This is a genomic window from Streptomyces sp. NPDC050164 (genome assembly GCF_044459945.1).
Lineage (GTDB): Bacteria > Actinomycetota > Actinomycetes > Streptomycetales > Streptomycetaceae > Streptomyces > Streptomyces coeruleorubidus_A.
Genome location: NZ_JBITJK010000017.1, coordinates 57,465 through 71,409 on the forward strand (window position 1 = coordinate 57,465; position 13,945 = coordinate 71,409).

11 protein-coding genes are annotated in these 13,945 nt (G+C 69.8%); 1 reads left to right on the forward strand and 10 read right to left on the reverse strand.

Annotated features, from left to right (window positions below; translation table 11 throughout):
- Positions 1 to 12: 12 nt before the first annotated feature.
- From ACIBNA_RS22820 to ACIBNA_RS22835, 4 genes are all read right to left on the reverse strand, one after another.
- Positions 13 to 696, reverse strand: coding sequence for a response regulator (locus ACIBNA_RS22820; protein ID WP_399166979.1), 684 nt, complete (start codon positions 694 to 696; stop codon positions 13 to 15).
- Positions 693 to 1,844, reverse strand: a complete 1,152-nt coding sequence (locus tag ACIBNA_RS22825) for a sensor histidine kinase (protein WP_399166980.1) — start codon at positions 1,842 to 1,844, stop codon at positions 693 to 695. The genes ACIBNA_RS22820 and ACIBNA_RS22825 overlap by 4 nt, the downstream gene beginning before the upstream one ends.
- On the reverse strand, positions 1,841 to 2,365 hold the full coding sequence (locus tag ACIBNA_RS22830) for a DUF1453 domain-containing protein (protein WP_399166981.1): 525 nt from the start codon (positions 2,363 to 2,365) through the stop codon (positions 1,841 to 1,843). Before ACIBNA_RS22830 ends, ACIBNA_RS22825 begins: the two co-directional genes overlap by 4 nt.
- Before the next feature lie 426 nt (positions 2,366 to 2,791).
- On the reverse strand, positions 2,792 to 4,915 hold the full coding sequence (locus tag ACIBNA_RS22835; RefSeq protein ID WP_399166982.1) for a type IIA DNA topoisomerase subunit B: 2,124 nt from the start codon (positions 4,913 to 4,915) through the stop codon (positions 2,792 to 2,794).
- 442 nt (positions 4,916 to 5,357) lie between these two features.
- On the opposite strand from ACIBNA_RS22835, the gene ACIBNA_RS22840 reads away from it, so the two are divergent.
- Positions 5,358 to 5,588, forward strand: a complete 231-nt coding sequence (locus tag ACIBNA_RS22840; RefSeq protein WP_399166983.1) for a hypothetical protein — start codon at positions 5,358 to 5,360, stop codon at positions 5,586 to 5,588.
- Between the two features lie 168 nt (positions 5,589 to 5,756).
- Here ACIBNA_RS22840 and ACIBNA_RS22845 read toward each other — a convergent pair whose 3' ends face one another.
- The 6 genes from ACIBNA_RS22845 to ACIBNA_RS22870 form a co-directional block, all read right to left on the reverse strand.
- Complete coding sequence (locus tag ACIBNA_RS22845; RefSeq protein WP_399166984.1) at positions 5,757 to 6,593, reverse strand: S1 family peptidase; 837 nt, start codon at positions 6,591 to 6,593, stop codon at positions 5,757 to 5,759.
- Positions 6,594 to 6,968: 375 nt separating this feature from the next.
- Entirely contained in the window at positions 6,969 to 7,205 is a 237-nt protein-coding gene (locus ACIBNA_RS22850) for a hypothetical protein (RefSeq protein WP_399166985.1), read from the reverse strand.
- 592 nt (positions 7,206 to 7,797) lie between these two features.
- Positions 7,798 to 9,336: an RNA polymerase sigma factor gene (locus ACIBNA_RS22855; protein WP_399166986.1), complete on the reverse strand. Its 1,539-nt coding sequence runs from the start codon at positions 9,334 to 9,336 to the stop codon at positions 7,798 to 7,800.
- Positions 9,337 to 9,763: 427 nt separating this feature from the next.
- Positions 9,764 to 10,651 carry a FadR/GntR family transcriptional regulator gene (locus tag ACIBNA_RS22860; RefSeq protein ID WP_399166987.1) on the reverse strand — a complete coding sequence of 296 codons (888 nt, stop codon included), beginning with the start codon at positions 10,649 to 10,651 and terminating at the stop codon, positions 9,764 to 9,766.
- Between the two features lie 161 nt (positions 10,652 to 10,812).
- Complete coding sequence (locus ACIBNA_RS22865) at positions 10,813 to 13,011, reverse strand: ATP-binding cassette domain-containing protein (protein WP_399166988.1); 2,199 nt, start codon at positions 13,009 to 13,011, stop codon at positions 10,813 to 10,815.
- Between the two features lie 110 nt (positions 13,012 to 13,121).
- A complete protein-coding gene (locus ACIBNA_RS22870) occupies positions 13,122 to 13,880 on the reverse strand; it encodes an NUDIX domain-containing protein (RefSeq protein WP_184989227.1) in 759 nt (252 codons plus the stop codon).
- Between the last annotated feature and the right edge of the window lie 65 nt (positions 13,881 to 13,945).

Here is a 13,945-nt window from a genome sequence, read left to right on the forward strand (position 1 = left end):
CCATCAGGTGACTCAATCCGCTGGTGGCCGCACCAGCCCCTTTCCGTACGCGTAACGCACCGCCTGCGCACGGTCCTTGAGCCCCGTCTTGGCGAAGAGGTTGTTGATGTGGGTCTTCACGGTCGCGGTGGAGACATGCAGCCTGCGGCCGATCTCCTGGTTGCTGAGCCCCTCGGCGATGAGGAGGAGCACCTCGGTCTCCCGCGCGGTGAGCCCGTCCGGCGCCTCCGGGGGCGCGGCCGGTCTCGTCTCGGTCTCCGCCAGACGCTCCAGCAGCCGCCTCTGAATGCTGGGCGAGAGCCCCGCGTCCCCCGACAGCACGCTGTGCACGGCCCGCACGATCTCCTCTCCGCCGGCATCCTTCGTGAGATAGCCACGCGCTCCCGCAGCCAGGGCCGGGAAGAGCGACTCGTCATCGGCGTACGTCGTGAGCACCACGACCTGCGTCCCCGGATACTCCGCGCGGATCCTGCGGGTCGCCTCCACCCCGTCGCAGCGAGGCATGCGCAGGTCCATCAGCACCACGTCCGGGGCGACTTCGGCGACGAGCCGTACCGCCTCCTCCCCGTCCCCCGCCGCACCGACGACCTCGATCCCGGGCAGCAGACCGAGCAACATCACGATGCCCTCCCGCACCACGGTCTGGTCGTCCGCGACCACCACCCGAGCGGGCTTCCGCTCGGCGTCCTCCGTCATACCGGCACCTTCAGCGTCACCACGAACCCCTCCTTGCCCGGCCCGGCCTCGAACGAACCGCCCAGCAACTCGGCTCGCTCCCGCATGCCCAGCAGACCGTATCCGGCTCCCGTACCGGTCAGCTCGCCCGGCGAGCCGCCCGAATCCCGCACATCCAGGGTTACTTCGCGCGGGCTGTAGTCGAGCCGCAGGCGCACCTTGGCGCCCGGGGCGTGCTTGCGGGCATTCGTCAGAGCCTCCTGAGCCGCTCTGCGCACAGCCTGTGAAGCCTCCACCGGAAGCGCCCTGCGTTCACCCGTGATGGTGATCTCGGCGCCGTCGGCCGTACCCACCAACTGGTTCAGGAACTCCTCCAGCGGGGTCAGATCCCCGCGCAGGGCGGAGAGCGCCTGCCGCGTCTCGGAGAGCCCACCGCGCGCCATCTCCCGTGCCGCTACCACTCGTTCGAGAACCTGCTTTCGTTCCCCGCCACGCTCGATCAGCAGCCGGGCCGCCTCCAAGTGCACGAGCTGGGCAGACAGGCTGTGCGCGAGCACGTCGTGAATCTCCCGCGCTATGCGCGCCCGCTCCGCGAGCGCCGCCGTCTCCGCCTCGGCGGCGCTCGCGGCCCGCTCCTGGGCGAGCAGCCGCTGAGCGCTGGCGCGGGCCTCGGCGTCCAAGCGCAGCGTGTATCCGGCCAGGGCGAGGCCGACGCCGGTGACCACGGACGTCAGCACTTCGTCGCTGTTGACGACTCCGAACGAACCGAGTGCCACGCCCGCTGCGCTGAGGGCGACTGCCGGTGGGAGCCGCTCCAGCGCCGAGACAGCGCATCCACACCACATGACCAGGGCCGCGACTTTGAAGCCCGACATCTGGGCCGCGACGGCGACACCCTGAAGCAGCGCGAGCGACGCCAGCGAAGGCCACAACTTGTGCTGGAGCGTGGTCCGGAAGAACACCCAGGCGAGCAGTGCCGCCAGAAGTACTCCTCCGGCTCCGGCCGCCGCCTTCCAGCCAAGCACCTCGCTCTCGGCGAAGGCACCCCACATCAGCACACCGAGGACCAGGGCCCTCACTGTCCAGGCCAGCAGGCACCGGGAGCGTGAGAGTCCCTCGCGGCTGAGCGCCTCCTGGGAAGGCCAGCGTGTCCAGGCGTTCTCCTTCACGCGTGCTCCTCCCCCGCAGGCGCCATCCTGCTGTCACCGTATGCCCAGCCCGAGTTCGCGGCAGGGCGCAGCAACTGACCGCGCCGGGCCAGGATTCCGGCCCGCGCGAGCAGGGTGCCGGCAAGTCCCAGCAGCAGGGCGGAGCTGTCCTGGTGAACGCCCACCGCGGCACCGAGCGCGAAGAGTCCGACACGCAATCCGATTCCGGCGCCCCAGACGGCGGCGCTCGCCCTGCTGCTCTTGCTCCACACGGTGCCGTCCGGCTCCACCCATATCCGGGTGGTCCAGGCCCAGCCCGCCCCGGTGGCCACGCCGAGCAGCAGTTCGGCGCCGAGCAGCAGCGCCGAGGCCGTGTGGTGATGGGCGTCGAGTATGCCGGGCTCGCGCAGTGCGACGACGGCCAGGATCGTGGGCAGGAGCCACCAGCGGCGCTCGCCCTCGATGGGGGTCGCCCGAGACTGCCGGGCGATCACCAGCACGGCAACGACCACGATCACCAGCGCGTCGACGAGCCCGGACATCACAACCTCCGTGAGCGAGAAAGGGGATGCCGGCAGCAGTGCCGCCGACGCCTTCGACGCTACGGAAATCGCCAGGTCACGGGATCGGAGTGCGGGTGGATCATGGGTGGATCCCCGACCGGGCGCTTCTCCACCCAGGGGTGGAGAAACGGCTCGGACACGGCGGCCTGAGCCGCCTGCGGGCCGGGGCGTCCAAGCCGGTCGGGCCGTACACCAGGCATGGCATGGACCATGCGCTTTCCAGCTGAGCCGGACCACCCGGAACCAGCTGGAACCAGCCCAAGCTCCCCGCCGATCCCTTGCTCTGTCAGCCCAAGCTCAGGCCCACACCAGGACCCAACCAGCACCGGCCCCGACCAGTACCCGACCCGCTCAGATCACCAGCACCCCAGTCCCGCCCTACCCGGCCAAAGCCCAGCGCAGCGGCTACGCATCGATCCGCGACCGATCCAGCGTCGCAGCCGAGTTGGAGATGAACTCCTTGCGTGGCGCGACGTCGTTGCCCATCAGCAGATCGAAGACCTGCTCGGCGGCCTCGAGGTCGGAGAGGTTGATCCGGCGCAGAGTGCGGTGGCGCGGGTCCATGGTCGTCTCGGCCAGCTGGTCGGCGTCCATCTCGCCGAGACCCTTGTAGCGCTGGATCGAGTCCTTGTAGCGGATGCCCTTGCTCTGGAGCTCCATAAGCGTGTCGCGCAGTTCCCGGTCCGAGTACGTGTAGACGTACTTGTCCTGGCCCTTCTTCGGCTGGACGATCTCGATGCGGTGCAGCGGCGGCACCGCCGCGAAGACCCGGCCGGCCTCGACCATGGGCCGCATGTAGCGGTGGAACAGGGTCAGGAGCAGCGTGCGGATGTGCGAGCCGTCGACGTCGGCGTCGGTCATCATGATGATCTTGCCGTAGCGGGCCGTGTCGATGTCGAAGGTCCGGCCCGATCCGGCTCCTATGACCTGGATGATCGCGCCGCACTCGGCGTTCTTGAGCATGTCCGTCACAGACGACTTCTGGACGTTGAGGATCTTGCCCCGGATCGGCAGCAGCGCCTGGAACTCGGAGTTCCGGGCGAGCTTCGCCGTACCGAGCGCGGAGTCGCCCTCGACGATGAACAGCTCGCTGCGGTCGACGTCGTCGCTGCGGCAGTCGGCGAGCTTGGCCGGCAGCGAGGAGGACTCCAGGGCCGTCTTGCGACGCTGTGCGTCCTTGTGCTGCCGTGCGGCGATGCGCGTACGGGCCGCGGCGACGGCCTTCTCCATCACGACACGGGCCTGCTGGGCGGCGTCCCGCTTCGTGGACGTCAGGAACGCCTTGAGTTCCTTGGTGATCACGTTGTTCACGATGCGGCGGGCCGCCGAGGTCCCGAGGACCTCCTTGGTCTGGCCTTCGAACTGCGGCTCGGCGAGACGCACGGTGACGACCGCGGTCAGGCCCTCCAGGGCGTCGTCCTTGACGATGTCGTCCTCGGCCACGCGCAAGAGCTTCTTGGCGCGCAGCACCTCGTTCATCGTCTTGGCGACGGCCTGCTCGAAGCCGGCGACGTGCGTACCGCCCTTGGGGGTGGCGATGATGTTGACGAAGGACCTGAGCGTCGTGTCGTAGCCGGTCCCCCAGCGCAGTGCGACGTCGACGCCGAGTTCGCGGGTGACCTCGGTGGGCGTCATCTGGCCGTGGTCGTCCAGGACGGGGACCGTCTCCTTGAAGCTGCCCTGTCCGGAGAAGCGGAGGACGTCGCAGATCGGCTTGTCGTTCGCCAGGTACTCGCAGAACTCGCTGATTCCGCCGTCGAAGCGGAAGGACTCCTCGCCCTTGCTGCCACCCTCGCCGAGCCCGTACTCGTCGCGCACGACGATGGTCAGGCCGGGCACCAGGAAGGCGGTCTGGCGGGCGCGCTGGTGCAGATTCTCCAGGGAGAGCTTGGCGTCCTTGAGGAAGATCTGGCGGTCGGCCCAGTACCGCACGCGCGTGCCGGTGCGGGTCTTCGGGATCTTCTTGGCCTTGCGCAGGCCGCTCTTGGCCTCGAACTTGGCGTCCGGGCCGTTCCCGGCGAAGGCGCCGGGGACACCGCGCCGGAAGCTGATCGCGTGGGTGTGTCCACCGCGATCCACCTCGATGTCCAGACGGGCGGACAGGGCGTTCACCACGGAGGCGCCCACGCCGTGCAGACCGCCGGAGGCGGCGTACGAGCCGCCGCCGAACTTGCCGCCGGCGTGCAGCTTGGTCATGACGACCTCGACACCGGAGAGGCCGGTCTTGGGCTCGACGTCGACCGGGATGCCCCGGCCGTTGTCCCGGACCTCGACCGAGCCGTCGTCCTGGAGGATGACCTCGATGTGGTCGCAGTAGCCGCCGAGGGCCTCGTCGACGGAGTTGTCGATGATCTCCCAGAGGCAGTGCATCAGGCCACGGCTGTCGGTCGACCCGATATACATTCCGGGGCGCTTCCGCACGGCCTCGAGCCCCTCGAGGACGAGCAGGTGCCGCGCGGTGTAGTTGGAACCGTCCCGGTCTGCTCCTGCCAGCAGAGCTGTGGACGGCACGGACGTTTCGGCGGTCACGCGGTTCGCTCCTCGCTGAATTTCAGATGGCGCCCTGATGGGTAAGGGCGCGGCTTCAGTCACCGGTGAGAGGGTACCGAGGCCTGGTAGAGCCGTTGTAACGCCACCCTCGTCGGAAACTCACCCTAGTCCAGACTCGCATGCCTGTTCGATCCCTCGTTGGAGTGAAGCACACATCACGTTCCCTTCCAGGCATGAACCATTTAGGCTCCGGGCACGTCCTCATGAACAACCGGCAACCCAGCCGGGAGGACCGACCACCGATACAACGCGAAGCCCCGTAAGACACATAGACACGCAATACGGCACATTCGCCGCCAACCGGCAGCAGACAGCCGCCTCGCAAAGATTTTTTCGAGGAATAGCCACGAGCGGGAACGTTTTCGGGCTGGTTGGATGTTGACCCTGGTACGACAGCTCGTCGAGCTAGAGAAGAGGCGACGTGACTACTGTTCTGACCCCTGCGAGCCAGTTGACGGCCGCTGATCGCTGCGACCGCTGCGGCGCCCAGGCGTACCTGCGCGTCGTCCTGCTCAGCGGCGGAGAGCTGCTCTTCTGCGCCCACCACGGGCGCAAGTTCGAGCCGGAACTCAAGAAGATCGCCGCTGAGATACAGGACGAGACGGAGCGGCTGACGACCGCTCCCGCGACTGCCTCCGAAGAAGAGCGCTGACACCTCGCGTCCGACGACGAGCCAGCCCGGCACAGGCCGGTGAACGGGCGGCTGCCTCCACTACCGAGGCAGCCGCCCGTCCTCGTCCCCACACGCCCGCGCAGGGCCTCCCGGACGCCCGCTACGCGGTTTCTTTCACACCGTGCCGGCCAAGCTTGCGCATAACCTTCACGCCCGTGCCCAGCCGAGCGTGCGCAGGATGTGGGACACACGCATGTACACCCCGGGACTGTCGGCCCGACCGCAGCCGATCCCCCAGGACACGAGCCCGATCAACCGCCCCTGGGCCACCAGCGGCCCCCCGCTGTCGCCCTGACAGGCGTCCCGGCCCCCCTTCGCTTCCCCGGCGCACAGCATGCTCCTGGCGTCGTAGACGCCGTCCGCGCCTCCCGGATACGCCTCCTCGCAGAGAGCATCGGGGAGCACACGCACGCGTGCCGCCCGCAGACTGTTCGGGTACTCCCCTGCGCCCGAGATGTCGCCCCATCCGTACACCGTCGCGTCCCGGCCCACGGCGTACGCGGGGTCACCGCCGGCCGCCATGCCGATGACCGAGCCGACGGGGAGAGGTTCGGCCAGCGTGAGTACGGCGAAATCCCCGGCGTTGCTGACACCGTCGTAGGCCGGGTTCACCCAGGTGTCTCGCACGGCCACCTCCCGGCCAGCGCGATCCGAGAGCAGGTCCGTGCGCCCCGCTATGACCCTGAGGTCGCGTACGCGCTCCGGTGGACCTCCCAGGACCTCCTCGTCCACGCAGTGGGCCGCGGTGAGCACGGTGCTGCGGCCGACCGCCACGCCGCCGCAGAACTGCCCCGCGCGCGTACCCCCGAACCGGTCACGACTGGACAGGGCCACCGCCCACGGGCTCTCCGACGCGTCGACGGGGAATCCACCTATGACGACCCTGTCGGCCGCCACAGGGGCACTGGAGCCCACTGACAGGGCGGATACCGCGGCTGCCACGACCAGCGATCGGGCCAGGGCCCGGGGAAATCGACGACGCATACACACTCCTCACTCCGTGGTGTCGGCGAGAAACCCAGAGTGATCCACCTTGTTGCGACCCGCACCCGCGGAGAGGCATGACGAAGGCCCGGCTCCCTGTGGGGGACCGGGCCTTCCGCGTCTACGACCGCGACGGGCCTCCGCCCCAGGCTGGACGAGCTTCCTGACGACAGGCGGGAACGGCTCGAAGCCTCGTGGGCCAAGGTCCTCAGCGAATCGCCACTGGCATCGAGCCCCACCTCCGGGACTGAGCGCCCTGTTGCCGCGCCTGTCCGGGCAGCAGTACGACCAGTAGCCGCCGTCCGAGACGCGGAAGCAGATACGGCAGGGCGTCAGGGACACGTCACCACTGAACACCGCCGATGCGACGCCGGCTCAGCCGCCTGCGCCTGCCTTGTCCTGCACCGACTCCGGTGCCCTGCCGGGCCAGAGGGTGGTCACCACCGGCCAGAGCAGGCTGTACACAAGGACCTTGGTGAGCGGGTTGAGCCAGACCAGCAGCGGGGCACCCTTGTCCGGGCCACCGACCAGCACCACCAGACCGAAGATCATGCCGACGCTGATCGCGTAGGCCAGCAGGAACCTGAACCAGGACTTCCACGCGTCCACCACGGCCGTAGAGCCTGGGACGCGGCGGAGTGGCGTTCCCGCCGAAGCGGCGGGCGAACTTCGCGTCGGCCCAGCGCACGGTGCGGTGGCCGTACACCACGGTGATGCCGAGATAGGCCGCGGACAAGCCATGCCAGACGGTCGGCTCCGCGCCGTCCCGGACGCTGAGGACGGTGACGCCCAGGAGCACGACGTCGATCAACGGGACGCAGCCCAGCAGTGCACCGCCCAGGAGCCGCCAACCGGCGGCGTAGCGCGCCGCCAGGCCGCCGACGAGGAAGACCCAGAACAGCACGTCACAAGCGAGAACCAGATAGAGGATGGCAAGCCCCCTTGAGCGAAAGTTCGATCGTCGTTGTCCGGGCTGGTCCCCGTCCGATATCCGGTTTCGGCCAGCCGGTTCAAGGGGAGGGCGCTGCATCCGGGGCGAGCAGAATCGTGAGGAGCGTGACCCCTTACCGGGCGCTGGACCTGCAGGGCCGAACATCGCCGTGGAAGTCGGTGGGACATCTGGAGCAGCAGCGTTGTGCTGGCACACGAAAGCGCCCCCAACCCGCAAAAAAAGCAGGTCAGGGGCGCCGGGTGGGAATCTGACTCAGTCGAGGTAGTCGCGCAGCACCTGCGAACGGGACGGGTGGCGCAGCTTCGACATGGTCTTGGACTCGATCTGGCGGATCCGCTCACGCGTGACGCCGTACACCTTGCCGATCTCGTCGAGGGTCTTCGGCTGACCGTCGGTGAGACCGAAGCGCATCGAGACGACGCCCGCCTCGCGCTCGGACAGGGTGTCGAGCACGGAGTGCAGCTGCTCCTGGAGGAGTGTGAAGCTGACCGCGTCGGCCGGGACGACCGCCTCGGAGTCCTCGATGAGGTCACCGAACTCGCTGTCGCCGTCCTCGCCCAGCGGGGTGTGCAGCGAGATGGGCTCGCGGCCGTACTTCTGGACCTCGATGACCTTCTCCGGGGTCATGTCGAGCTCCTTGGCCAGCTCCTCCGGGGTGGGCTCGCGGCCCAGGTCCTGGAGCATCTGGCGCTGCACGCGCGCGAGCTTGTTGATGACCTCGACCATGTGCACCGGGATACGGATGGTGCGGGCCTGGTCGGCCATGGCGCGGGTGATCGCCTGACGGATCCACCAGGTGGCGTACGTGGAGAACTTGTAGCCCTTGGTGTAGTCGAACTTCTCGACCGCGCGGATCAGACCGAGGTTGCCCTCCTGAATGAGGTCCAGGAAGAGCATGCCGCGGCCGGTGTAGCGCTTGGCCAGGGAGACCACCAGACGGAGGTTGGCCTCCAGCAGGTGGTTCTTGGCGCGGCGGCCGTCCTCGGCGATGATCTCCAGCTCACGCTTGAGCTTCGGGGCGAGCTTGTCGGCGTTGGCCAGCTTGTCCTCGGCGAACAGACCGGCCTCGATGCGCTTGGCGAGCTCGACCTCCTGCTCGGCGTTGAGCAGGGGGACCTTGCCGATCTGCTTGAGGTAGTCCTTGACCGGGTCGGCGGTGGCACCGGCAGCGGCGACCTGCTGGGCGGGCGCGTCGTCCTCGTCATCGTCGGACAGCACGAAGCCGGCGTTCTCCGTGCCCTCGGGCTCCTCGCCGGCCTTGCCGGGAGCGGCCTCCTCGAGAACCTCCTCTTCGAGAAGCTCGACGTCGTCCTTCTTGGCGCTGGTCTTCTTCGCCGCGGTCTTCTTGGCAGGCGCCTTCTTCGCGGCCACCTTCTTGGCGGTCGTCTTCTTGGCGGCCGCCTTCTTGGCGGGTGCCTCTTCCTCGACGGCCGGCTCGGCGGCGGGTGCCGCCGGCGAGGCGGTGGCGGTGGCCTTCCTGGTGGTCACCGCCTTGGCCGCGACCGTCTTGGTGGCGGTGCGCTTGGCGGGACTCTTCGCTGCGACGCTCTTTCGGGTGCGCTTGGGCTCTGCGGCACTGACCATCAGCGTCACACCCTCTTCCTCGAGGATCTGGTTGAGGCTGCGCAGTACGTTCTTCCACTGAGTGGCCGGAATCTGGTCAGCTTCGAAGGCCCGACGCACGTCATCGCCGGCGATCTGCCCCTCAGCCTTTCCCCGCTCAATGAGAGCCATGACAGAGACGGACTCGGCGATCTCCGGCGGGAGCGTACGGGATGTGCTGGCCGACACGAACAACCTCTCGGAACGTTGGAAAACGGCTTCCGGTCCCGTCCACAGTGGACAGGAGCCGACCGCCGGCTTTGGGGGTGGGCCGACGGCGCGGGCGGGGCCGGGAAGATGCACAGCGCCGTGAACGGCGTCTGTATTCCCTCCGCGGCTGTCACCTCTTAGGTCATCGCGTTCATCCCGCGAGCGTTACGCCCAATTCGCGTGGCCCGAGTCACACCCCGTAAGCGATCAAAAGCGATCAGATGCGGGCAAAGAGGGCCGCACCTGGCTGTTACCTGGCCGCTCCAGCGGATCTGCGGCCCCTTCGCGCCGTCGGACCCCGCGGGATCGCAAGGATCCCGCGGGGTCCGACGGGAGGCGGTTCACCGTACGGGCACTGCCACAGGAGGGGGGTGGCACACCCGGCCGCGCCGCCCGCGGAACGCGGTCAGTGCTCGCGCGGGGCGGGCACCACGCGTTCCACCTCGGGGTGGACCGTGAGGAGTTGCCGCATCGCCGCCTCGGCCGCGGCTCCGTCGCCGCTGGCGAGGGCGTCACAGATGCGGCCGTGGTGCGCCAGCGACGCCTCGTTCGGCCGGTCACAGCCCGTGACCGGACCGCCCGAGACCTGGAGGGCCGCGGACACGATCCCGGAGAGGTGCTCCAGCATGCGGTTGCCGGCGACCTGGATGAGCAGCGAGTGGAACTCGGAGTCGGCGCGGGAGAAGGTGAGCGCATCACCCTGGGCCATCGCGTGCCCCATGATCTCGACCATGTCCGTCAGGCGCTGCTGGACGTCCTCGCGCCCGTGCCCGGCGGCGAGGCGGGCGGCGAGCGGCTCGATCGTCCAGCGCAGCTCGCTCAGCTCGCGGCGCTGGTCGTCGCGCTGTGGCCCGAAGGCCCGCCACTCGATGATGTCCGGGTCGAGGAGGTTCCAGTCGCTGACGGGGCGCACGCGCGTACCGACGTTCGGGCGGGCGCTCACCAGGCCCTTGGCCTCCAGGACACGGAGCGACTCGCGGACGACGGTACGGGAGACCTCGAACCGCTGGCCGATCTCCTCGGGCACCAGCGGACGGTCGGCGCCCAGGTCGCCGGAGACGATCATCTGACCCAGCTGCTGGACGAGTTGGCCGTGCAGCCCGCGGCCGCGGCTGCCCGCGGTGCGCCTGCCCACCCGGCCAAGCTCGGGGTCCCCGCCGTCCCAGGCAGGGGCACCGACGCGGTCGACGGCGGGCGCCTCTGCGTAGGGGTAGCGGTCGAGTTCGCCCGGGCTCGTGAGGCCGGTGTCAGCGGAGCGGGCGGCGGTCATCATGGTGTGCGCAAGGGTACTCACGCATCCTTTGTCGGCGCCGTCTCCAACTCCCTTGAGGTCTTTGGTGAAAAGCACACGAAAGGGTGATCGCTCACCCCGTCGCAATTGACGCCTTATCGGAAAGAAATGGGCGCTCTGCGGGGAGTTGTGCGCATGGCCGGACTAAGGGTTACGGACAGTCGTCACCGGAACCGGCTCCGCAGTGCGCTGAGCAGATACGCGCAGAGCAGTGCGGTCAGCGACAACGTCAGTGCACCGCCGACAGGTTGGGAGATCATGCTCAGCGCGGCTTCCAGGTAGCGCTCTCCCCCGAAGGGCCATCGCGGCAGCAGAGCCTCGCGCAGCCGCATGGGAAGTCCCGCCGCGGTCCGCACGGACGGCCCCTCCAGGACCTTGTGCACCGCGGGTACGACGAGGAGCGGCACGGCGGCCACGGCGGCGAGCCCGGCCGTGGTGGAACGGAAGACGCCTGCGGCCAGAACGCCCGCCCAGGCGCAGCCGACCACCAGCCCGATCCAACTCGCACTGAGCGAAAGCCAGTCGGCGGGAACCTGGGCGAGCTCCCGTCCGTAGACGAGATAGAGCACCTCGGCGTCGCAGCCGACGGTGAGGGCGGCCAGCATCAGCGCGGTGGCCGTGGCGACGAGCAGTTTGGCGGCAAGCAACCCCAGCCGGCGGGGCACGGTGCCGCGGTCCGCGGCCAGGACGGGGTGGCGGAACTCGTCGCCGAAAGCCAGCGCGCCGAGCAGCCCCGCGCCGAGCGCCGCGGGGGGCAGGGGCAGCTCCTGTGGCCACGCGGCCAGCAGGCGCGGCTGCGGGGTGTGCCCGATACGGGCGAGCACGACGGCGGTCACGGCGGAGACGACGAGCACGGCGGCCCCGGTGATGAACCCGGTGCCGATCCCGGCGGCTCGGCGGATCTCGTAGCGGAGCGGGCGAAGGGGGCTGGGGGCGGGGCGGACGGAGATGGGAGGCGGCAGAGGGGGAAGTGCGTCGAGCGTGCGTGCCGTGCGGGCGTCGGCGGGGTGGGACGGGCGCGGTGTCGTCGTCCCCTGAGGGCGGGCCTCGGCATGGGGCGGGTGGCCGGCCGAGGACACGTCCGGACGCTCGTGCGCCTCTGCGGCGGGCTGCGCGTGCCCGGCGGAGGGCAGCGGCTCTTCGGCGACCGGTTTCGGTGCGTCAACGGTGGGTCGTGGCTCAACCGGGGGTCGCGGCTCGGTGGCCCCGGCCACGGGATCGGCTGTGACCGGGGCCGGCTTCGACGCGTCGAGGGTGGGTCGCGGCTCACCGTTGGAAGCCTGCGGCGCAACGGTCGCCCGGTGCGCATCGGCGACATGCCCTGACTCGGCACCCGCGCACTCCGGCTCCACGCCGACGTGCTCCAGCGTTTCGGCGGACGTTCGCGCTGCGCCGGCCCTGTGCAACTCGCCCGCCATCTGCCCTGCCTTGCCCAGGCCGGGGCCGCGGCCGCCATGCGGCTCGCCTGCCTGTGCTGTTCCCGCCCCGGGGCCCATGTCCCCGATTTCGTCGGCGAGTTGGTGGACGACGATGCCGTGACGGAACGCCGTCTCGCCAATCTCCGCGCAGGTACTGCCGTACACGGAGAGGCGGTTGCCGCCTTCTCGTACGACCTCGACGGAGCGCTGAGCGGTGCGGGCCTGCTTGGCCAGCAGAGCCGCCAGGCGGGCCGCGTGCGGGCTGCGTACGGCAACCCGGGGGCGCAGGCGGGTGCGCGAGAACTCCGCGGCCTCCTGGTCGGCCACGAGCCTGCCCTGTTCCAACGTGACGACGCGGTCGGCGGTGCGCGCGGCCTCCTTGGAGTCGGCGGTGGTGAATAGGACCGTGCCGCCCTGGGCGGCGTGTGCGCGCAGCATGCCGTGCAGCCAGTGGCTCTCGCGGGCGGACAGACCGTCGGCGGGATCGTCCAGGACGAGCGTGTGCGGGTCGGCCAGGAGGGCGCAGCCCAGGCCCAGGCGGCGGTCCATGCCGCGTGAGAGGGTGCCGAGGCGTTCGTCGCGCAGGCCCTCGAGCCCGACCGCCTCGAGTACTTCGTCGGCGCGCCGGACGGGGACCCCGGCGGCGGCACACAGCATGCGCAGATGACCGCGGACCGTGCGGGCCGGGTGCCCCGGCAGGTCGCCCAGCAGCACACCGACCTCACGCGAGGGATGGGCGATGCGGTGCAGGGGGCGTCCCCGGAAGTAGGTGATGCCCCGGCCCTGTTGGAGTTCCAGCATGAGTCTGAGGACTGTCGTCTTGCCTGCGCCGGGTGCTCCGAGCAGCGCGGTGACGCGGCCCGCTCGCGCCTCGAAGGTGACGTCGTCGGCTGCGGGCGGAAGCTCTTTGCGGGGGTTGCTGGTCAGTCCGATGGCCTGGATCACCCGCAGCAAGATAGCGCGCTATGTCCGGTTTTTCGGGCAGCGCAAGGCCTGTCCAGGGCACGACGATCACCCTTGTCCGGGCCGCGGCAGCGTGGCATTCCGGACCCGTGTCAGACCTCGGGGCGCAGCATCGGGGGGTTGAGCAGAGTCGCGCCACCGGCACGGAAGAGCTGAGCCGGGCGGCCGCCCTGGCGGGTGGTCGTCCCTCCGGTGGGGACGAGGAAGCCCGGTGTGCCCGTGACCTTGCGGTGGAAGTTGCGCGGGTCGAGCGCCACGCCCCACACCGCCTCGTAGACGCGGCGCAGCTCTCCGACGGTGAACTCGGGCGGGCAGAAGGCCGTGGCCAGGGACGAGTACTCGATCTTGGAGCGAGCACGCTCCACTCCGTCCGACAGGATCTGCGCGTGGTCGAACGCGAGCGGCGCGACCGGCTCGGCGTCACGCCCGTAGCCGCCCTGCTGCAGCAGTTCCTCCACCGGAGCCCAGCGCGCGTTGCTGGCGTCGCCACCTGCCCTGGGCGCGGGCAGATCGGGAGCGAGCGCGAGGTGGGCGACACTGACGACCCGCATCCTGGGGTCCCGCTTGGGGTCGCCGTAGGTGGCGAGCTGTTCCAGGTGTGCCCCGTTGTCCTGGGCGGGGACGGACGGGTCGTGGACGCGCAGCCCGGTCTCCTCGGCCAGCTCGCGTGCCGCGGCCTGCGCCAGGTCCTCGTCGGCCCGTACGAAGCCGCCGGGGAGCGCCCAACGCCCCTGGAACGGCGGTTCGCCCCTGCGTACCGCCAGCGCACACAGGGCATGGCGGCGCACGGTCAGCACGACCAGGTCCACGGTGACGGCAAAGGGCGGAAACGCTGACGGGTCGTAGGGCATGCGGCGATCATAGTCGTCTGCCTGACGATAAGCACTCCTTTCGCCGGTCGCATCGGCGACTGATC

What these genes read in the sequence shown, in the direction of transcription:
- ACIBNA_RS22870 (WP_184989227.1), bottom strand. Translation starts at nt 13,880, where the DNA reads ATGCCCTACGACCCGTCAGCGTTTCCGCCCTTTGCCGTCACCGTGGAC.
- ACIBNA_RS22820 (WP_399166979.1), bottom strand. Translation starts at nt 696, where the DNA reads ATGACGGAGGACGCCGAGCGGAAGCCCGCTCGGGTGGTGGTCGCGGAC.
- ACIBNA_RS22845 (WP_399166984.1), bottom strand. Translation starts at nt 6,593, where the DNA reads ATGCGTCGTCGATTTCCCCGGGCCCTGGCCCGATCGCTGGTCGTGGCA.
- ACIBNA_RS22830 (WP_399166981.1), bottom strand. Translation starts at nt 2,365, where the DNA reads ATGTCCGGGCTCGTCGACGCGCTGGTGATCGTGGTCGTTGCCGTGCTG.